Below are 19,197 nucleotides of genomic sequence, written 5' to 3' on the forward strand. Positions count from 1 at the left end.
ACGATCTGCCTCTTGCAATATCCGAACAATCTGTTCGTCTGAAAACCGTACTCTCTTCATACCTGCTCCTTAGGTTGAAGGAGTCATTATCTCTAAAAGCTTTTGGTCTGAAAATCCCAGGACAGGTCACTTTGAACAAGTTTGGGTCACACCCATGACTAAGCTTGCTAAAAATTTTGGTTGCAGCGATGTTGGGCTTCGTAAAGCTTGTATTAAGTTTGAGATTCCGCTGCCGCCACAGGGTCATTGGCAAAAACTACTTTACGGCAAAGGCTTTGCAAAACCTGAAATTCCAAGACCCAAATACAACCCCGAAATTGAAATTAATCCCGTAGCTGTCAAGGTCGCGAAAGAGGCACATCAACGTGATAAGGCCATAGAGGAGGCCTTAGAAAAATCGCCAGAGCAAAAACTAAAACCTCTTAGAGATCTAACTAAGTTGCATCCACTCACCAAGAACATCTACGACTTAGCAACACGCTATCAACAGGCTATTGAAAAGCATCGTAAAAATGGCAACTCACGTTACAGATCTTTAGATGACGATATGCCATACGAGGATAAAGGACGATTTCATTATCGGCCCTCAGATGGGTGCATTCCCATTTGCGCATCCTTTTCCACAATGTTTCGAAGTCTAAAAATCCTAGATCCAATTCTTAAAGCCTTGGCTGATGAAGGGTACAAATTCTTATTTGAGGAAAAAGATCGTTATAGACAGAAAGAATTCGCTATAGAAAAGGATGGCGAAAAGATGTATATCAATATTAGAGAGGGTTATTCGAAAACCAGCTTGTCAATCAAGAGTCAAAAGTTGCTTGAGAAGCTTGACGTTTATAGCGGCGACTACAGAAATTATCCCAATGGCGTTATTTACTTTGAGATTAAGCATGAGTTTAAATATTACCCTGAGATATTCAAGGACCAAAAACGCATCAAACTAGAGCAGCAAATGGATTTGGTTCTGCACTATCTTTTAGAAGCGCCAAGTGACATAAAAGCTGAACGGGAACGTCGATACAGGGAGCAAGTTGAATACGAGCGCAAAAAAGCCATAAGAATTCATAATGAAAACATAGTTACAAGTCAACACGCTCAACTTGATAAAGCCCTTCTAGAATCAAAACTTATTCAAGAACTACGCGAGTTAGAAAACTATCTAATTAGCATTGAAGCTGCCACCAATGATTTCTCAGATCAAGAAAAGAGATACGCAGAACATTGGCTCAATATTGTTCGACACTTTGCAGAAGAAAAGCATCCCCTGAAGAAAAGGGTAAATTTATTCAAGAAGCTTGCAACTGAACCAGAAGATCCATACAAGTACTACTGGGCCAAGGAAGAGAAAAGCTATGTGGGAATTACTGAAGATGAGGATGCCGATGAAGAAGATTACTAATTTCAGGTTCAGTTAAATGTACTAATAGTTAAGATGCCCAAGCTAGACCCATATATCTATTGGGGTATAGCGGTGATATTTACTACACACCGACTACACATTAATGAAAAATGACCTAGCGTTCTCACGCTAAGTCATTGATTTTATTGGTGGGCCCACCAGGACTTGAACCTGGGACCAAAGGATTATGAGAGCAGACATCCAAAGAAAACCACTAGGATTTCAAGAGGTTACGTCTCTTAAATATCGGTATGTGAGCTTTTGTGTGACTAGATTTACAAGATCACAACAAACACTTTCTTACTCTTTGGTTTTCGAAACCACAGGATTTTTGGAGCAACCATCTAACACTTCGTTGCTCCAAACCGTTTTTTATAAATTAGTAAGCGTTACATTAAGTAACGCTTGATTTGGTGATTACAACTAAGAATCGCATCTAGACTTTAGCGGATGCCTTCTCCGATAGCACGATTCGATTGGGCGACCTACATCTTTGAAGAGTTCGTTGCTACTCGAGAGTCAATATATTTCTTTGACTTGTAGCATAAAAATGGCGCTACGTAATAAATTGTGCAATGGCTTTTAAGACTAAATAGTAGCTAGCTTAGGATTTGAACTTTTTAGCTACTTTATTTTTAAGAATTTCTCCTACTCTCCAATTTTCTAAAAGATGAGGTTAATTTTTTTTAGCAATCATATCAATCTCAATGCGTGCATCTCTTGCTAATCCATTTACCCCAACACAAGTCCTTGCGGGTCTTTTGTTTGCAGGAAAGTAACCAGCATAAACTGCATTCATTTTTTCATAATCTTCGTGGAAATGGGTGAGGAAAATTCTGACGGAAACGACATGCGAAAGATTAATTCCTACGCCCTGAAGTACGATTGTTAAGTTCTTCATTACTTGATGGGTTTGATCCTCAATAGTTTCTGGATAATTAGAAGTATTGGAAATGCCCTCAAAAGGCATTTGACCTGTTATAAAAACAAAGCCATTAGCTTCAACAGCATGACTAAAAGGAGCTACTGGATCAGGAGCACCATTAATCATATGAAAAATAAGGTCGGACATAAGAGCCTTTATTTGATCTAAGTTAATAGCCTAAATTGCGATTGACTATATTTTTAAACGCTTTTTTATGCAAGAGATTCGCAAAATTTTCAAACCATAAATCCAAGACGCGCTGTATGTAATCGGGAGAGTCACAGGAAATATGGGGAGTAATCACAAGATTTGGCACAGCCCAGATATCAGCGTCTTCAGGAATGGGCTCAAGCTCAAAAACATCGAGAATGGCCCCGCTTAAATGCTGCTGGATAAGAGACTCTTTAAGTGCTTCATTATCCATTACAGTTGCCCTACCGATATTGATAACACCTGAGCCAGGAGGTAATAGAGCTAATCTACGCTTATCGATTATATTTTTTGTTTGTGCTGTAAGAGGAGTTGCAACAACTAAAAAATTAACTGTCGGTAAAATGCTATCTAAGTCCTCGATTGCCACCGTCTTATCTGCAGTCAATTGAGGTTTCCCTGTCCTGGTAATTGCAATAACATTCATATTTAAGCGTTTGGCACCTCTGCCAGCGGCTTGTCCAAGATCCCCAAAGCCGAGCACCGCCACAGTTTTATTTTTAATATTGAATTGATAGGGGGCCTTCCATTGCCGCTTTGCTTGATCGGCAATAATCTGTGGAATTCGATTATGTAGCATGAGTAATGCCATGCTAATAAAATCTTCAGTTTTATCAGCATGAATACCACTACTATTAGTTATTAAAATTCTTGCTGGCAGCCAATCGATGGGAAAGAGATGATCTACTCCGGCACCAGTGGTGTGAATCCACTCTAATTTAGGGGCAGTTGCAATTAACTCTTTATTTAGTGGACCAACAATTATCCCTTGAGCATCACACAAAGACTTTTCTAAAATATCTCCATCCCAACCAATGCTAACGGCGATCTTTGACGAAAGCTCAGGATGTCGTTTAGAGGCTAAACTCCAAGCATCTTCTGTTAAGTGAAAAAGTGGATTTCTTTTTTTACTACTTTCTAGATGAAGCCTATACATATATTGAGTAAGTAAAAAATTTAAAGGGGTAGTGCAACCATAGTATCGTAACGAACTGAGTCAGTAACTACAGTGCGTGACTGAAATAATGCAGTTCCATTTTCTATCATTATTTCATCGACATAACGTCCAGCAGAAAATATTGCCATATCACCGTCATACATTGTGCGAATGACTACATAATTTGTTTGAGCGCTATATTTTTTATCTTTGTACTGAGTCACTTCGGATGTGCCAAGAATATGGCGATATACATGAGGTTCAAATACATTGACTGAACGAATTGAATTTACGCGGTCTACTAACATTGCTTTAGAGTCACAAAACCATACTCCTACTTTTCTGCCCAAATCAAAATCCGCCCTGGTAAGCACTTTATAAGTTGCGTTATCCATAAAACACTGGGGCCAATTCTCCAGTAAATTATTATCTATTGAATGTGCTGCACAGACTAACAACCTACTAATTGCATCTTTTGTGTTTTGATCGAGCTGCAGGTCTGCATTGCTAGAGATCACATTAGACATTTAGTAACTCCCGGTAGTATTTCCAAAACCCACGCACAGAAGTTTCAGTTGCACGTGTTGGCATTCCGCCAACACCCGTACCACCCATTTCTATAACAGCATATTCATCTGTATCGCCTTTAATTCCTTTTTCTACGAAGGCCCCAATCGCTCCATCCTCCATAGAGACCAAACCGCCAGGACCAACTAAATTACTTTGCTTCATCCGAGTGTAGTTTTGGTCTTCAGTATCTTCTTCAAATCCCAATAGAGTCCAGATGAGCTCACATTTATTAGGACCAAGTGGAATCACCTGTCTTGTCGCAATAGAATTAAGAATTTGATGAAGTACAAAACCTGGAAAAATACTTTGAATCGAGTTAGTGATTTGATCGTCGTATTCCATCCATTGATCAATCAATGACGGATCTTCAAGGCCGTAATCAGTTTTCATCGCACGAATCATGCCTGAGTCGTACACAGCATCGCCTACATCCGTATAGCGTTTTGTAAAGGAAATATGGTGGCGTGAGTGCTCATCTTGTAATGTGCCACCCTCTGCTGATAAGCGATTTAGCTTGAAGGTAGAAAAAAATCCATGCAATAGGCTGGGATGATAGTTATCTCGACTATTTTCAACATATAACTTCCAATTGTTCTGCATCACCTGGCTATAACGACCAAGAATTTTAGGTGTGCCATATAAGGTTCTTTTCATATGGGCGACCATCGTAGGCCCCAAATAATCCTCTAGAGAAAGCGCATCCTCCGAGAAGGATCCAAATACTAGTCCGTTTATAGTTGCGACTCGCAGTCGCTTTAATCGATGTTCATTTTTATCGAATTCTTCGGACATTCCCCCCTTGCCTTGAATACCCTTTTCAAATGCAACCGCCTTTAATTTGCCATCAAATTCATACACCCAGTTATGGTAAGGACAAACAATAGTGCTATTTTTTCGATTCCCACACGGCTCATAGCAGATGATTGAACCTTTATGAACACATTTATTCACCAAGGCATTGATGCCATCTTCAAAGGTGCGAATTACAATAATCGAGGTCTCGCCAATTTTGGTAGTAATAAAATCACCGGCATTAGCAATTTCGGACTCAAGACACAAAAAACTCCAAGTAGGTCCTCGGAAAATAAGATCTTGTTCCCACTTATAAATGTCAGTGTTGCTAAAAATATTTAAAGGAACACGTGTTACGTCTGCTCTCGGCCATTGAAGAATTTCTTTAATCGGTTGCAGATCTTTTGCTTGGCTCAAAAAATTCCCCTCTGTCGATGTTGATAAAAATTTAAAGTGGAGATAATTTACCTGTATCTACTAGAGTTTTCCAGCGTTCAACGTCAGCTTGAAAATACTTGCCAAATTCAGCTGACTTAGTAGGAATTGGCTCAGAACCACTGCGTAATAAATGCTCCTTTATATCAGGAGATTCTAACGCTTTAACAGTCGCGTAGTTCAATTTTTCAATGATGTTAGGTGGCGTTCCTGCTGGAGCAAAAAAACCAAACCAAGTACTCATGCGATATCCCGGGAATCCTGATTCAGCAATAGTGGGAACGTCTGGCAGAGAAGGTGAACGTTTGACAGATGTGATTGCTAGAGGCCTCACCTTTCCGCCATTCACTTGATTGATGCCTGATTCTATAGCATCAAATAGAATAGTGACTCTTCCAGGTATAAGATCAGCATAGACAGCACCACTTCCTTTATATGGAATATGAGTCAATGGTACGTTATAGCTACTTGTCAGTAGCGCTCCTGAAAGATGGCTTCCCGTTCCAGGGCCAGAAGACCCATAGGTAACAGTACCAGGATTTTTATTGGCTAGCACCACTAATTCCTTAAAGGATTGTGGCCCAAATTCAGCAGACGTCACTACTAAATTCGGAATCGTTGTAACTCCTGAAATAGGCACTAGATCTGTTCTAGGGTCAAAATTTAACTTCATTAAAGATACATTTGAAGCTAGACTACTAGCGCCGAATAAAAATGTATAACCATCTGGTTTAGATTGTTTTGCAACATATTCAGCGCCTATGTTACCTCCAGCACCAGGCCTTAGCTCAATAACAACATTTTGACCTAGAATCTCTGACATTTTGATTCCGAGCAATCTACCCAACTTATCGCTACTGCCCCCAGCTGAATAAGGTACCACCATCACAATGGGTCTAGAAGGATAAGTTTCCGAATGGGCATTGCATGATAAGAAAAATAATAAGGCAGATCCTAGTACTGATAGTAATTTCATTGGAGGGTCCAAAAGATTAATGAGTTAAGATAAAAATCTATAGTATTCGAAATTACTTATTGATAAATTAGTTCATGCCCCAAAAGGGTGCTGAATAATCTAAAAAAGACTTTGGAGCCATGATCTAAACTAATTGTTGCTCCAAACCGCTTTAGGAGTGAATGAGCGTTACTTAAAGTAACGCTCAAATGACAAAACCCCCACCATTTGAACTGACCCACAAAAGTTGGACACCTAATCCAACTAAAAAGGGTCAGTTCAATTGCTGATGAGGGTTTGCTTTTCTGGTAGGCCACCAGAACTTGAAGCTACCGCTAAAGAATTCCAGACAACTACTCCTAGTCCAGAACTTGGTACTCCACAGCTTGTGGAGTACAGCCATGGGCATTAACAGGAACTAAGTCTTGAGGGCAGACGGAAAAAGCCATCACACAATCTTGCAGCGCCCTAAAAGTAATGAAATCACCCGCCTTTGCTTCAGGCGCCTCAATAACCATCTCTTGATTTTGATGAAACTTTGTATTCATAAATAAATTTAAGGGCGTAGGAATATAGGAGGGGACGATGTCAAGTGAATTCGTAACCTCCCGTAAATTATCAGCGCAATTATCGTGATATTCAATACATCCCAATAGCTTATATCGTTCAATATCACAAGCCGCGAAGAGCATGCAATGTGTACCTGGGGAGTGATCATCTTCCAGAACCAATAAAGGTTTACGAAGTTGGCTATATAGCTTGTCGCCAGGAAGAGGCTTAATTCTTCCTAAAGTAACCACAGAATGAGGCATAGAAAGATGTTCGCTACCATCTGGCAAAAAACACCACATATCTACAACTTGGCCGCCATGAGTATTGATAATTTTAATTCTCTGATCCTTCTTTAGCGGAATAGCAGCTCCTCTTCTTGCGGGGATTTCAGTGGGGCTCATTTTTCAGCTTTCATTTTTATTAAATACTGTAGGATTAAGTGTTTTTAAATAGCCAAGGATTAATCTTTAGTTTATCTATATGCCGACTATTAGACAATCTAGCGTAACCAATGCCATTCATGATGAGATTAAAAGTCGAATCATCAATGTATACTACTTTCCTGGATTCAAATTATCTGAATCGAGACTGGCCAGTGAATTTAATACCGGCAGATCCCCAATTCGTTCGGCTTTTGCAAGACTACACAGTGAGGGATGGATTGAAGTAAGCCCGCAGAGCGGTACATATGTTAGAAAACTTAGCGAGCAAGAGATCGCAGAAATTTTTGAATACCGTCTCATTTTAGAAGTGAATGCCACACGACTCGCCACCAAAAATATCTCTGATAAAAAATTAATACAATTACGTCAAGCTTTTAATCGGTTAAGGCCCAAGAAAAAAACGTTTAGTAATGGGCTAAAAACCTTTGATAGCTTTAATGAACTAGATTCACTTTTTCACACTGAAATCTATCGCGCTGCCGGCAATAGCCTAATAAAAGAAACTCTTTTAAGTTTGCATGATAAGGTTCGCTGGCTTAAGAAATTATCTCCTTCAACCCCAGCCAGAATGCGCGATTTATTTGCTGAATTAGAACTTATCTTACAAGCTCTAGAAAATAGAAATCCCTCGGAGGGGGCTAAATCTATGCGTCGGCATATTGAAAATGCAGCCGACTTTGGATCTGATTTAAGGGCAACTAGCGCTAATTCTGCTGAAAAATAGAGTCAATGTGGCATTGTGGTGCATGACTTTAATTCATCCACAATGTAGATTGCTAGCATAGCCATTGCAGATACCGTAATTCAGATAAACTAGTTAACTAGTTTACGAGAATTGCATTAAAATAACCTCACCTTACAGGGGAATTAGCATGAATCTTTGGGCAAGAATTTTGGTTGTATTAACGACATTCTTTTTGACGTCAATTGCTGCTGCAGAGTTCCCCACAAAACCCATCAAACTCGTAGTCCCTTTTCCTCCTGGGGGTGCAGTTGATGCATTGGGAAGGCTGGTTGGGCAAAAAACTTCGGAAATTTTAGGGCAGCCCATTGTTATAGATAATCGCGCTGGCGCAGCTGGATCTATAGGCACTGAAATTGTTGCTAAATCCACACCCGATGGTTACACCTTATTGATGGGATCTACTAGCTCGTTATCGGTAATCCCCAATTTACAAAAAGTTCCTTATGACCCCATAAAAGATTTCACTCCAGTTTCCTTGGTTGCCTATATTCCTCATGTGCTCGTTATCAATAATGATGTGCCCGCTAAAACCTTGGCACAATTTATCGGATACGCCAAGGCAAATCCAGGAAAATTAAGCTATGCCTCTTCGGGTAACGGTACTCCACATCAGATTGCAGTTGAGATGTTTAAGAAAATGGCGGGTGTATTTATTGTGCACATTCCATACAAGGGTACGGCTCCAGGGCTAACTGATCTAATGTCTGGTCAAGTGGCACTGATGTCAGTTGAACTCAGTACAGCTTTACCATATATAAAGGCACAAAAGATTCGACCTTTAGCACTACTAGCGCCCAATAGAAGTACTTTTGCTCCAGATATTCCCACGGTAGCACAAGCAGGTTTACCAGGTTTAGATATCACATCTTGGTATGGGGTGGTAGCACCTGCAGGCATTAATCGTGAAACTCTCAATATCCTCGGCACTGCAATCGCTAAAGCCGTTAAATCTCCTGATCTGAACGAAAAAATCTTAGGTATGGGAGCCACTCCTGTCGGGGATACTCCGGAAGAATTTAATCTATTTATGCGCAAAGAATCCGCCAAGTGGGCAAAAGCTATTAAAGAATCTGGTGCAGTTGCTGATTAATGATGTATCAAAATAAAGTTGAATAACAATGCCTAATAAATCTATTTTTTCTCCAGAGCACTATAAAGATACTCGCAAACCTCTACATGAAGCTTCCACGCTGCCAAGCTGGTGCTATGTTGACAACGAGTGGTATGAGCGTGAAGTAGAAATGATCTTCAAAAAAAATTGGATTTGCGCAGGAAGGGTCGAACAAGTACCTAAATCTGGGGACTACTATTCAATTGAAATTGTGGGTCAACCTTTAATCGTCATTCGCGATGAGAATCAAAAAGTCAGAGTCCACTCAGCTCTGTGCCGACACCGAGGTGCAATCATTGCTGAAGGTGCTGGTCATTGTCGTGCCTTAGTTTGTCCGTATCATAGTTGGACCTATTCACCCAGTGGCAAGCTTCTCAATACTCCAGGCAATCCACCGCCAATGGCTGGCGTCTCTGGATTTAATATGGCTGACCATAATCTCATTTCTATCAGAACAGAGCTTTGGTGTGGCTTTATTTTTATTAATTTTGATGAAAATGCAGAGTCCTTGATGAGCTGGCTAGGTGATTTGCCAGAATTTCTTTCAAGCTATCAACTGGAAAATATGCAGTGGACTAATCGTGATATGTACGAGGTAGACTGCAACTGGAAGATATGGCTAGAGAATGCATTTGAAAATTATCACGTACCTTCAATTCATCGAGATCATTATGATCCAGCTAATCCATCCAATTGGATATTTGAAGAGACAAAGGGTCCATGGGAGGCAATGTTTAGTAAGCGCAGTATCGTAGCTTACTCAGGCCTACCAAATGTTCCTGGCATTGATGAAAAAAAAGCGCAGGGTCTTTTTCACATTTGGGTTGAGCCAAGTTTGCAGATAATTTTGACTGCAAACTATATGAAATTTAGGCAGTACTTACCCGAGGGTCCTGAAAAACTTCGCTTATATGAGAATTGGGCTTTTCCTAAATCAACAGTCGAGATGCCAAATTTTAATGACATCGTAGGCGCTGATTACTATGAAAAATACTCACAAATTATTCGCGAGGATTTAGGAATCAACCCAAACGTACAAAAATCAATGCGTTCCGGTAGCTATCGTCCAGGCCGCTATTCTCTTGAAGAATGCATCGTGCATCGCATCGCAAATCGAGTCCTAGACAAAGTCATTGGCCCCCAATAAATAACTAGATACTTATCAGATAAACATTAAAGCTATGACTATTCAAATAGATTCAGGTAAAACTAAATTTCATGTGCATATTGAAAATGCCAGCACCCTAATGCCGGTATTTATTGTGAGGCCAGATCAATACGAAAAGGTCTTAGAAAAGTATCCCGATGTAGCTGAGAAAATTCATACGACGTGGGGGGTTGATCAAAGTAATTATGCGGCTAGCATTCCTACGGCTGATGCAATGATTACATATCGGTTTCCGAAGGAGGCCTTATCGGAGGATGGTAAGTCTCTTAAGCTACTACAGATATTGGGCGCAGGGGTTGATTATTTGCTACCTTTAAATTGGGTTCCAAAAGGGGTAACTGTACTAACAAATAGCGGCGCGCATGTCCCTAAGGCATCTCAGTCTGGGTTAATGGCGTTAATGATGTTAAATGCGCGCCTACCCCAGCTATCCTGGGATCAACGTCAAAAAAAATGGAACCGAATCTTTACCGATACGGTTGCCAATAAAACGGTCTTAATCGTTGGCGTAGGTGCTATTGGAGGTGGTATAGCCAAATTAGCTAAAGATTTTGGCATGAAGGTGCTCGGGATTCGAAAGAGTGGCAAACCCATGCCCAATGTAGATGAAATGCATCCGCCTGAAAGTTTAGTCAGCCTACTTCCAAGGGCAGATTTTGTAGTACTCAATACTGCTCTAACTGAGGAAACCCGTTTCTTAATGGGTGATAAAGAATTTAGTCTCATGAAAAAAGGCTCCGCACTCCTAAATATGTCCCGCGGTGGATTAGTTGATCCTGCCGCCCTAGACAAAGCATTGAGAAGTGAACACCTGAGCGGCGCCATTATTGATGTTACCTATCCAGAGCCTCCACCAGAAGATTGGCCGTACTGGGACACTCCAAATCTAATAATCACCCCTCATGTCTTATCTGATGATATTGATGAATATATTCCTCGTACCTTAGATATATTTTTCAATAACTTACGAAATCATTTCGCCAACAAACCCTTAACGAATGTCGTTGATTTAGATAGAAGCTATTAATAGTAACTTATACATGTCACAAGAAATTCGTCGAGTCAAGGTACGCTCAATAGATGAAATTGCTAAACAGACTCTAAAATATACCCTCATCCCCACCGATGGAAGAGCACTTCCAGCTTTTGAGCCCGGTGCACATATCGACGTATATTTGCCAAATGGCATGGTCAGACAATACTCCTTATGCGGAAAAACTACTGATCCGTTCTATGCAATTGCCGTGAAATACGAGGAGGCGGGACGTGGAGGCTCAATTAACCTACATACCCAGGTAAAAATAGATGACTTTTTAGCTATCTCAACCCCACGTAATCATTTTCCGCTTATTGATTCGAAAAAGAAGGTTGTGTTCATAGCCGGCGGTATCGGTATTACGCCAATTTTTTCAATGATTCAATCGCTGATGATGCAAAATCGAGATTGGGCTCTACATTATTGTGCCCGCTCACAGGAGCATGCCGCTTTTTATGATGATTTAATCCAGCTTGATGCTAGTAAAGTAAGTGGATACTTCAGCGAAGAACCAATTCTCGATATTACGAGTCTATTGAACTCATATGAAGATGACATAAATATCTATTGCTGTGGCCCTGGGGGTCTCATGCAATCAGTAGAGAGGCTTGCAAGCAATCACCCGAAGAAAAAAGTATATTTTGAGTGGTTTGCTGCACTAACAAGTAAAGATTATAAAAACAATGCTTTTGAAATTGAACTTAAAAAGAGTAATGTTGTTTTATCTGTTCCTGACAACAAAAGTATCTTGACCGTTTTAAGGGAGCATGGTCATTTTCCTCTTAGTAATTGCGAGCAGGGCCTTTGCGGCTCCTGCGAGACAGTGCTGCTTGAGGGCGTGGCAGAGCATCGTGATAGCCTACTATCAGATGAAGAAAAAGAGGCGAATAAAACAATCATGATTTGCGTATCAAGGGCAAAATCAGATAGATTGGTTTTAGATATTTAAGATCAATCTTGCTGCTAAGTGATGTGTTCAGTAACTTTTATTACTCAGCACAATTAGAACAATTAATCTCTAAATTTATATAAATTCGTTAAATTAAGCAGCCTCCCAAGCGTTACCTTAAGTAACGCTCAAAAAATACCAACCCGAAGGTTGGTATTTTCATTTCTGGTGGGCCCACCAGGACTTGAACCTGGGACCAAAGGATTATGAGAGCAGACACCCAAAGAAAACCACTAGGATTTCAAGAGCTTAGGTCACCTGTTTATCGGTGTGTGAGGTTTTGTGCGACTAGATTAAGTAGATCACAATAAACACTAGCTCACTCTTTGGTTTCGAAAACCAATCGAATTTGAGTATGCCGACATTAACTTTGTGCTTCTTAAGGCCTCAAAAGCTCAATCTGTAGATAATTAAGATTTATGAATTAAAAAAATTTTTACAATATTTGAGAACTCTGTCGGCTTTTTAACCGCACTCAAATGAGCAGCATTAATTTCAGCTAACTCTGATCCCAAAATATGCTCATGGATTGCAATTGATAATACTGGTGGCGTAGCTTGATCTTTTATTCCGAATAATACCAATGTAGGAGCCAGAATAGTTTTATTCCCCCTTCGGCAATCAACTTGTGCAACAGCATTACAACTCATTGAATATGAATGCGCATCAAATGCATCTAATTCCCTTTTGATATCTACGACTTTACGTTTGCTTAACTGATTTTCTGATAGCAAGTACTAAGAGATAAACCACCTTTCAATGGCCATTCCTGAAATATAAGAGACTCCCTCTTCTTTAATCTTATCAATTCGGTCACTCCACATCTTCTTAACTGAATCTTTATAGTGCTGGGAAGAATTTGCAATAACACATGCTCTCATCAATTCTGGGTATCGAGCAGCAAGTGATTGAGCAACCATTCCACCTAATGATAGGCCCACAAAAAATACTGGCTCCTTACCTAACCCCCTTTATTAACATTGCAGCATCATCTGCTAAATCATCTATTGAAAATGGGTCACTTGTAAAACCTGATTTCCCATGATTTCGATGGTCATAGCGCACCACCGTAAAGTCATTCTATAAAATCTGCTTAACGTCGTCCCACATTTTAAGGTTGCAACCTAAGGCATGACTCAAGATAACAATCGGACCAGAACCCTCCTTAACAATATTTAAAGAAAATTCATTTAATGATTTAGTCATTTTGAGAAAAATTAGTGGATGAGAGATAAAGTGTGCTTTGGGATGCCAGTAAGGGGCCCGATACTTTTTCGCTTTCCATTTTCACCAATTTCCACTCCTCATCCCTTGCAAAGGCATCCCATGCGCTTTTCTCCGCTTCCCTGCTTGAAAAACGTACTAAATAATTAAAAGTATTTGGATCCTCTAAGTTGTCCCAGCAGTGAGTAACCTCAATACCTAGTCGACTAAAAATCGGTATGGTCTTTTCTCCAAAACGTTTTTTAAGCGCGCCGATATTCCCCTCAGTTGCCCTATAAGTTTTTAGCTCGTAAATCATCCTTCCTCCAAATTTACTTTTTAATCAATATGAATTTCCGCATCCGCAGCTGATGCCCACTCAGTCCATGAACCATCGAAAAGAACTGCCTCTTTAGCGCCCAGTCTATGCAATGCATAAATTAAAACGCATGCAGTTACTCCAGAGCCACATGTACATATAACCTTACGATTCAAATCAATATTCTGCATATCAAAAAGTTCAGTAATTTTTTCAGTGGATGCAAAAGTACCTGATTGAAGATCCCAGAATTTAGTGGATGGTAAATTAACACTTCCGGGTATATGACCACTCTTAATACCTACTACAGGCTCAGAATCAACGCCTTTAAATCTTCCAGGTGATCTAGCATCTACAATTTGCGCAGCATCTGAGATATTCAATTGAGTCCCCTTAACAGTCTGCTTGACGCCCTCTAAACTAATAACTGTTTGCAATGCACTTTTACATAGATATTTTTTAGGCCCTATTTCTCTACTAGGACCAGATTCTAATCTTCGACCTTCAGCCTTCCATTTAAGCAATCCACCATCTAAGATGAAAACTCTTTTATGACCAAACATTTGGAACAGCCACCATGCTCGAGGAGAGGATCCTATTCCATTTACATCATATAAAACAATTGCATCATCATTAGCAATTCCATGATTACTAACAAACTCTGAAAAATACTGAGGACTTGGTAATGTGTGACTAAATTTACTTTCAGGATCTGCGGCAGCTAGGAGATCAAAATAAATTGACCCAGGTATATGTTCATTCTGGAACTCTAGCCGACCATTTCTTCCAGAATTTGGTAAGTGGCATGAAATATCTAATATTTTTAACCACGGTGAGTCTAAATGTAAGGCTAGCCATTCAGAAGTTACCAATGACCCTGTATTGATTGCATCCATAGAGACTATTAATCCCCCTTAATGCCGGTCTGAGCAACAAAATTTCCCCACTTAATAGATTCGGCTTTAACAAATACTCTAAATTCCTCCGGAGTATCTCCCCCAGGAATTGCACCAATAGACTCCATGCGTTTGCGTAGTTCCGGATTCTTAAACCCTTCGCGCACTATGGATGCCAAACGGTTAACTATTTCAGGTGGGGTGCCAGCAGGCGCAAATAATCCACTCCACCCGTCAACAGCAAAACCAGACAATGTTTCAGAAATTGCCGGAATCTTTGGGGCTAATGGAAAGCGCGATGCACTTGTAACGGCTAAGGGGCGAAGTTTTCCAGACTCAATCCAAGGGATTGCATCTGAATAATTAGCAAATGTTAATTGAGCTTCACCTGCTACTGCTGCCGTTACTGCCGGCGCACCACCTCGATAAGGAACATGCACCATATTAACGCCCGCTCGAGCCTTAAAAATCTCTCCAGCAAACTGTGTTAAACCACCAGCTCCAGAAAAGTTTAATTTTCCTGGATTAGCCTTGGCATATTTAATAAGATCAGCAACCGAATTAATAGGCAAACTGGGGTTGACCAAAAGCACTAAAGGATTGGTGTTAATTAGAGTGATGGGTGCAAAATCCTTTACACCATCATACTCAATCTTCCCCAAATGCTGGCTAAGTGTTTGAGGAGCGGCCAGCCCTAAAAGAAGCGTGTAACCATCGGGTGGACTTTTTGCTACAAATGCAGTTCCGACAGTTCCGCTAGCTCCCGTCTTGCTTTCAATAATCACTGTTTGATTCAATGCATCCTGAAACATTGGCGCAATGATTCTGGCTACTGTATCTGCTATACCGCCAGGAGCATAAGGAACAATAATCCTAATTGGCTTAGTAGGCCAATCTTTTTGAGCACTGGCTCCTCCAGATGCTAAAAGTAGTACGAATAATAAAAAAATTGACCTCACAACATTTAAACTAAATCTACTCATGCTCAGCTCCTTTAAATTGGAAACACCATCAGGGTATCCACTCTTTTTGAGTCCAAAATAACTCGGCGCTCCTTAAATTTAGGAATACCATCCACTAAAAGTACTTGATCTAAGTATTTTCCTGTTGCAAATAAATCTGTATATCCATTTTCCATCGTTCTAAAGACTGAAAAATTAGATCGCACACTAAAAAGATCGGCCTCAATTAGTCTAATTGAAGGTTTAGTGATAATATGGCAATATCTGTGGGCTTCATAAATATTTGCCGTTTCAAGCGCAATTATTCTATCGCTCATCATCCCCCTGCCCTTGCAATGAATAATCCCAATAGGAAGTCCATCCTCTTCATTCTGTACCGTCGTTACAAAATAGAGGCCATCATCACAAAAAAAGCTATCCCACTCCTTAACCAATCCATCATCTAATGCATACGCATAATTGATTAAGAAAATTTCGATCTTATTAATAAGATCATTATTTGGAATGCTCGTATTTAATACATCTAAGGTCTTTAACATATTCATAAATTCTGATTGAACCCCATAATATTTCTATACCCGAACCAAAATCCTCTAACAGAAGTTTCTGTAGCGCGAGATGACTCATTTGACTCAGCCACCGTACCTCCCATCTCGACAAATGAGGATTCTTTAGGGCTTGTCTTTGTACCTCTTTGCACAAATGAATTAATACAACCATCCTCAAGCGCAACTAGACCAGCAGCTCCAGTTAAATTGCTTTGCATGACCCTCATGCCCTCCTGCTCGTCCGTATCACCTTTGTCGCCTAGGAAAAGCCAAAATAACTCGGTCTCATCGACCCCTCTTGGCACAAAATGTCTAATTGCCAAGGAATTCAATGTGTACTGAATCACTAAATTTGGAAATATGGTCTGAATGCTATGAGTAATGCCATCATCAAATTCTTCCCAAGATGCTATCAATTCTGGGGCTGCTAATGATGAAGTGTATTTGGCTGAATGGACATTTGCAGAAGAATATTCTTGATCGAGCTTGTGAGTCATTCTTTTTGAATAACTAATATGGTGCCACTTATCATCAGCCAAGATGATGCCGCCATCCATATCTAGTCTATTGACTTTAAAAGCAGTATAAAAGGTATGAAGTAATGTAGCGTGATAAGAATCGCGAACATTTTCAGCATATAGCTTCCAATTATTATGAATCACTTGGCTATGTCTGCCTAAGATCTTAAGAGGTCGATCCAAGTTCCGTTTCATGAATGCAGACATCTTCGGCCCAAGATATTCTTCTATTGGCTTTGTTTCATCCGAGAATGTTCCAAAAATTAGCCCATAGAGTGAGGTGATACGAAGAGGTTGAAGACGATGCTCAGAAACATCAAAGTTTGGGGGCATACCACCTTTACCCGCAACACCCTTTTCAAATGCAATGCTTTTAAGCTGCCCGCTTAAGTCATAATTCCAAGCATGATAGATACAGGTTAATGATTTTCTGTTATCTTTTTCTTTTAAACACACCAATGCTCCTTTGTGGGCGCATCTATTGACCATGGCATGCAATTGACCATCATGGTCGCGAGTTACGATTACGGGGGTTTCGCCAACCCAAGTTGTTCGAATATCGCCTGGATTAGAAATCTCCTCCTCCAAACAAAGATAGTTCCATACTGGTCCCTTAAAAATTCTCTCTTGCTCTTCCTCATAAACTCCTCCATCAGAAAATATAGAGTACGGAATTTTTGTTATTCCACTATTTTTTGGCCATGAGATACGCTCATGAGCTGGTGAGAATGGTTGTTGAATGATGGCTTCACATGTAGACATATATGACTCTCCAGATTTTTGTTTGAATCAATATACTCAATCATTCATTATTGTTCAATACAATTTTTTTAATAACCATTATTGTGTTTTAGAATAACGTTATGAACCTTGACTTTAGACTTTTAGAGATTTTTATTGCCATCTACCAAACACGAAGTGTTAGAGATGCAGCTCTTTTACTAAAAATGAGCCAACCAGGAATTAGCTCTGCACTAAATAGACTGCGTGTAAACCTGAATGACCCCCTTTTTATAAAAGCCTCATCTGGAATGCAACCAACATCAAGAGCACATAATTTATTTGATCCAATTAGTAAAATCTTGGTTCAAATAAATTCAGAATTGAAAATTCAGCCCCATTTTGACCCCCATACATCAACTCGAGAATTCAATATTGGACTTTCCGATATAGGAGAATGTATTTACCTTCCGATTCTCATCCAAAATATCGAAAGGGAAGCCCCGCAAGTTAGGCTTAGATCAAAATCCTTAAATCCAAAAGAATTAGAAGAGGCGATGATCCATGGTGAAATTGATTTCGTTGCAGGCTATTTCCCAGATATTAAAACAGGACAGTTTTTACACCGTAGGGTAGGTCTGCATTCTTTTGCCTGCATTATGAGCACGAATAATCCAATGGCTCAAGAAAAATTAACACTTAAACGTTTCCAGGAGTTAAGGCATATTTCCATCCAAGCCCCTGGAAGGAGCATAGAAGTATTTGAGAAGTTTTTAAAGTCAAAAAAAATAAAGAGAGATATAGCTTTGCATACCCCTCACTTTATGAGCGCTCCTATTATTGTTTCAGAGACTAATTTAATTGCTACAGTTCCTCAAGCATTAGCTGACCATAGCTCTGAGAATACTAATATTGTGCAAAAAAAACTTCCCTTTATGCCTCCTACTTTCCAGGTAAATGTATATTGGCATAAAAGCGTCACAAATGACCCTGGTAACACTTGGCTTCGAGGAATTATTTTTGATAATTTGACAACCTTTTTAGAGCGAAGGTATGCAAGAAATGGCACTGAGTCCATTTAGCGCTTCATGGCCACATATCCCCAGATCCATTGGTCACAGGAACCTTCATCTAAGTGTTGCTTAAAGTTGTATCAATTAATTAATGACTAAAACTGGTCGAAAGCGGCCCTTAAAATTGAAGACTGCAACACATTAGTATCACTATTGAAAATGTGTAGTAATTGCCTACACACTTTCTAGCATGCCCAGCGTTACTTTAAGTAACGCTTAAATGACCAAACCAGACCTTTAGCCTCAAAAGCTGGCTTTTTGTGTGCTTTAGGTTATGTTTAGGTTCTCTGGTTATGAGAGCGGGTGACTTTGGGGCAATGGTCAAAACCCTTCATTACTCCAAAGTCTGAACTTCAGGTCTCGTAGCCTTTCTCTCCTTAAACCCTCCTCAACACTTCCGGCAATTCTGATTCTGGGTGCATTTTGATGAAGTTACATCGCAAATCATCAATGATGCTAGTTTTGATATTTCCCAAGAGCATATTTTGATACATCATTTTTTCAACAATAAATTGTCTTTCAGGGCGTACATTTCCAAAGTCCATATATTTCAAATATAGTTTGAGTTGTTTTGCTTGTAATTTAGAAATTGTTTGTTCACTTGACCTGTCCTGGGATTTTCAGACCAAAAGCTTTTAGAGATAATGACTCCTTCAACCTAAGGAGCAGGTATGAAGAGAGTACGGTTTTCAGACGAACAGATTGTTCGGATATTGCAAGAGGCAGATCGT

The 19,197-nt window shown here is 39.9% G+C and carries 21 protein-coding genes; 7 read left to right on the forward strand and 14 right to left on the reverse strand.

The window, feature by feature from the left end:
* Nucleotides 1-154: 154 nt before the first annotated feature.
* A complete protein-coding gene (locus ICN35_RS11220) occupies nt 155-1,399 on the forward strand; it encodes a hypothetical protein (RefSeq protein ID WP_216127671.1) in 1,245 nt (414 codons plus the stop codon).
* 676 nt (nt 1,400-2,075) lie between these two features.
* On the opposite strand, the gene ICN35_RS11225 is transcribed toward ICN35_RS11220, so the two are convergent.
* The 6 genes from ICN35_RS11225 to ICN35_RS11250 form a co-directional block, all read right to left on the reverse strand.
* Nucleotides 2,076-2,471 carry a RidA family protein gene (locus ICN35_RS11225; protein ID WP_216127675.1) on the reverse strand — a complete coding sequence of 132 codons (396 nt, stop codon included), beginning with the start codon at nt 2,469-2,471 and terminating at the stop codon, nt 2,076-2,078.
* Between the two features lie 22 nt (nt 2,472-2,493).
* A complete protein-coding gene (locus ICN35_RS11230) occupies nt 2,494-3,471 on the reverse strand; it encodes a D-2-hydroxyacid dehydrogenase (protein ID WP_216127677.1) in 978 nt (325 codons plus the stop codon).
* A gap of 20 nt (nt 3,472-3,491) precedes the next feature.
* On the reverse strand, nt 3,492-3,998 hold the full coding sequence (locus ICN35_RS11235) for an aromatic-ring-hydroxylating dioxygenase subunit beta (protein WP_216127679.1): 507 nt from the start codon (nt 3,996-3,998) through the stop codon (nt 3,492-3,494).
* Nucleotides 3,991-5,250 (reverse strand): aromatic ring-hydroxylating dioxygenase subunit alpha, encoded by a 1,260-nt coding sequence (locus ICN35_RS11240; protein ID WP_255535813.1) that lies wholly within the window; start codon nt 5,248-5,250, stop codon nt 3,991-3,993. The genes ICN35_RS11235 and ICN35_RS11240 overlap by 8 nt, the downstream gene beginning before the upstream one ends.
* Before the next feature lie 31 nt (nt 5,251-5,281).
* Nucleotides 5,282-6,244: a tripartite tricarboxylate transporter substrate binding protein gene (locus ICN35_RS11245; RefSeq protein WP_216127682.1), complete on the reverse strand. Its 963-nt coding sequence runs from the start codon at nt 6,242-6,244 to the stop codon at nt 5,282-5,284.
* A 338-nt stretch (nt 6,245-6,582) separates the two neighbouring features.
* Entirely contained in the window at nt 6,583-7,176 is a 594-nt protein-coding gene (locus ICN35_RS11250; RefSeq protein ID WP_216127684.1) for an urea carboxylase-associated family protein, read from the reverse strand.
* A 79-nt stretch (nt 7,177-7,255) separates the two neighbouring features.
* On the opposite strand from ICN35_RS11250, the gene ICN35_RS11255 reads away from it, so the two are divergent.
* The 5 genes from ICN35_RS11255 (at nt 7,256) to ICN35_RS11275 (ending at nt 12,227) form a co-directional block, all read left to right on the forward strand.
* On the forward strand, nt 7,256-7,942 hold the full coding sequence (locus tag ICN35_RS11255) for a GntR family transcriptional regulator (RefSeq protein ID WP_216127686.1): 687 nt from the start codon (nt 7,256-7,258) through the stop codon (nt 7,940-7,942).
* Between the two features lie 148 nt (nt 7,943-8,090).
* A complete protein-coding gene (locus tag ICN35_RS11260; RefSeq protein ID WP_216127689.1) occupies nt 8,091-9,053 on the forward strand; it encodes a tripartite tricarboxylate transporter substrate binding protein in 963 nt (320 codons plus the stop codon).
* A gap of 28 nt (nt 9,054-9,081) precedes the next feature.
* Entirely contained in the window at nt 9,082-10,221 is a 1,140-nt protein-coding gene (locus ICN35_RS11265) for an aromatic ring-hydroxylating dioxygenase subunit alpha (protein WP_216127691.1), read from the forward strand.
* A 34-nt stretch (nt 10,222-10,255) separates the two neighbouring features.
* Nucleotides 10,256-11,269, forward strand: coding sequence for a D-2-hydroxyacid dehydrogenase (locus ICN35_RS11270; RefSeq protein WP_216127694.1), 1,014 nt, complete (start codon nt 10,256-10,258; stop codon nt 11,267-11,269).
* Between the two features lie 13 nt (nt 11,270-11,282).
* Nucleotides 11,283-12,227: a PDR/VanB family oxidoreductase gene (locus tag ICN35_RS11275; RefSeq protein WP_216127698.1), complete on the forward strand. Its 945-nt coding sequence runs from the start codon at nt 11,283-11,285 to the stop codon at nt 12,225-12,227.
* Nucleotides 12,228-12,637: 410 nt separating this feature from the next.
* On the opposite strand, the gene ICN35_RS11440 is transcribed toward ICN35_RS11275, so the two are convergent.
* From ICN35_RS11440 to ICN35_RS11305, 7 genes are all read right to left on the reverse strand, one after another.
* A complete protein-coding gene (locus tag ICN35_RS11440; RefSeq protein WP_255535814.1) occupies nt 12,638-12,961 on the reverse strand; it encodes a hypothetical protein in 324 nt (107 codons plus the stop codon).
* 3 nt (nt 12,962-12,964) lie between these two features.
* Nucleotides 12,965-13,147 carry a hypothetical protein gene (locus ICN35_RS11445; RefSeq protein WP_255535815.1) on the reverse strand — a complete coding sequence of 61 codons (183 nt, stop codon included), beginning with the start codon at nt 13,145-13,147 and terminating at the stop codon, nt 12,965-12,967.
* Nucleotides 13,148-13,425: 278 nt separating this feature from the next.
* Nucleotides 13,426-13,749: an NIPSNAP family protein gene (locus ICN35_RS11285; RefSeq protein ID WP_216127701.1), complete on the reverse strand. Its 324-nt coding sequence runs from the start codon at nt 13,747-13,749 to the stop codon at nt 13,426-13,428.
* Between the two features lie 20 nt (nt 13,750-13,769).
* Nucleotides 13,770-14,645: a sulfurtransferase gene (locus ICN35_RS11290; protein ID WP_216127704.1), complete on the reverse strand. Its 876-nt coding sequence runs from the start codon at nt 14,643-14,645 to the stop codon at nt 13,770-13,772.
* Nucleotides 14,646-14,653: 8 nt separating this feature from the next.
* Nucleotides 14,654-15,628, reverse strand: a complete 975-nt coding sequence (locus ICN35_RS11295; RefSeq protein ID WP_216127706.1) for a tripartite tricarboxylate transporter substrate binding protein — start codon at nt 15,626-15,628, stop codon at nt 14,654-14,656.
* Nucleotides 15,629-15,639: 11 nt separating this feature from the next.
* Nucleotides 15,640-16,146, reverse strand: coding sequence for an aromatic-ring-hydroxylating dioxygenase subunit beta (locus ICN35_RS11300; RefSeq protein WP_216127709.1), 507 nt, complete (start codon nt 16,144-16,146; stop codon nt 15,640-15,642).
* A 2-nt stretch (nt 16,147-16,148) separates the two neighbouring features.
* Nucleotides 16,149-17,435 carry a Rieske 2Fe-2S domain-containing protein gene (locus ICN35_RS11305; RefSeq protein WP_216127711.1) on the reverse strand — a complete coding sequence of 429 codons (1,287 nt, stop codon included), beginning with the start codon at nt 17,433-17,435 and terminating at the stop codon, nt 16,149-16,151.
* A 101-nt stretch (nt 17,436-17,536) separates the two neighbouring features.
* Here ICN35_RS11305 and ICN35_RS11310 point away from each other — a divergent pair, with 101 nt between their 5' ends.
* Nucleotides 17,537-18,475, forward strand: coding sequence for a LysR family transcriptional regulator (locus tag ICN35_RS11310; RefSeq protein ID WP_216127714.1), 939 nt, complete (start codon nt 17,537-17,539; stop codon nt 18,473-18,475).
* Between the two features lie 368 nt (nt 18,476-18,843).
* Here ICN35_RS11310 and ICN35_RS11315 read toward each other — a convergent pair whose 3' ends face one another.
* On the reverse strand, nt 18,844-19,011 hold the full coding sequence (locus tag ICN35_RS11315; protein ID WP_216127717.1) for a hypothetical protein: 168 nt from the start codon (nt 19,009-19,011) through the stop codon (nt 18,844-18,846).
* Nucleotides 19,012-19,197 lie beyond the last annotated feature (186 nt).

Origin of the sequence: Polynucleobacter sp. es-GGE-1 (assembly GCF_018882005.1) — a bacterium.
GTDB lineage: Bacteria > Pseudomonadota > Gammaproteobacteria > Burkholderiales > Burkholderiaceae > Polynucleobacter.

Excerpts from the sequence above, each read along its gene's own strand:
- ICN35_RS11220 (WP_216127671.1), top strand. The coding sequence starts at position 155 with ATGACTAAGCTTGCTAAAAATTTTGGTTGCAGCGATGTTGGGCTTCGT.
- ICN35_RS11225 (WP_216127675.1), bottom strand. The coding sequence starts at position 2,471 with ATGTCCGACCTTATTTTTCATATGATTAATGGTGCTCCTGATCCAGTA.
- ICN35_RS11230 (WP_216127677.1), bottom strand. The coding sequence starts at position 3,471 with ATGTATAGGCTTCATCTAGAAAGTAGTAAAAAAAGAAATCCACTTTTT.
- ICN35_RS11235 (WP_216127679.1), bottom strand. The coding sequence starts at position 3,998 with ATGTCTAATGTGATCTCTAGCAATGCAGACCTGCAGCTCGATCAAAAC.
- ICN35_RS11245 (WP_216127682.1), bottom strand. The coding sequence starts at position 6,244 with ATGAAATTACTATCAGTACTAGGATCTGCCTTATTATTTTTCTTATCA.
- ICN35_RS11250 (WP_216127684.1), bottom strand. The coding sequence starts at position 7,176 with ATGAGCCCCACTGAAATCCCCGCAAGAAGAGGAGCTGCTATTCCGCTA.
- ICN35_RS11255 (WP_216127686.1), top strand. The coding sequence starts at position 7,256 with ATGCCGACTATTAGACAATCTAGCGTAACCAATGCCATTCATGATGAG.
- ICN35_RS11260 (WP_216127689.1), top strand. The coding sequence starts at position 8,091 with ATGAATCTTTGGGCAAGAATTTTGGTTGTATTAACGACATTCTTTTTG.
- ICN35_RS11265 (WP_216127691.1), top strand. The coding sequence starts at position 9,082 with ATGCCTAATAAATCTATTTTTTCTCCAGAGCACTATAAAGATACTCGC.
- ICN35_RS11270 (WP_216127694.1), top strand. The coding sequence starts at position 10,256 with ATGACTATTCAAATAGATTCAGGTAAAACTAAATTTCATGTGCATATT.
- ICN35_RS11275 (WP_216127698.1), top strand. The coding sequence starts at position 11,283 with ATGTCACAAGAAATTCGTCGAGTCAAGGTACGCTCAATAGATGAAATT.
- ICN35_RS11445 (WP_255535815.1), bottom strand. The coding sequence starts at position 13,147 with ATGGTTGCTCAATCACTTGCTGCTCGATACCCAGAATTGATGAGAGCA.
- ICN35_RS11285 (WP_216127701.1), bottom strand. The coding sequence starts at position 13,749 with ATGATTTACGAGCTAAAAACTTATAGGGCAACTGAGGGGAATATCGGC.
- ICN35_RS11290 (WP_216127704.1), bottom strand. The coding sequence starts at position 14,645 with ATGGATGCAATCAATACAGGGTCATTGGTAACTTCTGAATGGCTAGCC.
- ICN35_RS11295 (WP_216127706.1), bottom strand. The coding sequence starts at position 15,628 with ATGAGTAGATTTAGTTTAAATGTTGTGAGGTCAATTTTTTTATTATTC.
- ICN35_RS11300 (WP_216127709.1), bottom strand. The coding sequence starts at position 16,146 with ATGTTAAAGACCTTAGATGTATTAAATACGAGCATTCCAAATAATGAT.
- ICN35_RS11305 (WP_216127711.1), bottom strand. The coding sequence starts at position 17,435 with ATGTCTACATGTGAAGCCATCATTCAACAACCATTCTCACCAGCTCAT.
- ICN35_RS11310 (WP_216127714.1), top strand. The coding sequence starts at position 17,537 with ATGAACCTTGACTTTAGACTTTTAGAGATTTTTATTGCCATCTACCAA.
- ICN35_RS11315 (WP_216127717.1), bottom strand. The coding sequence starts at position 19,011 with ATGGACTTTGGAAATGTACGCCCTGAAAGACAATTTATTGTTGAAAAA.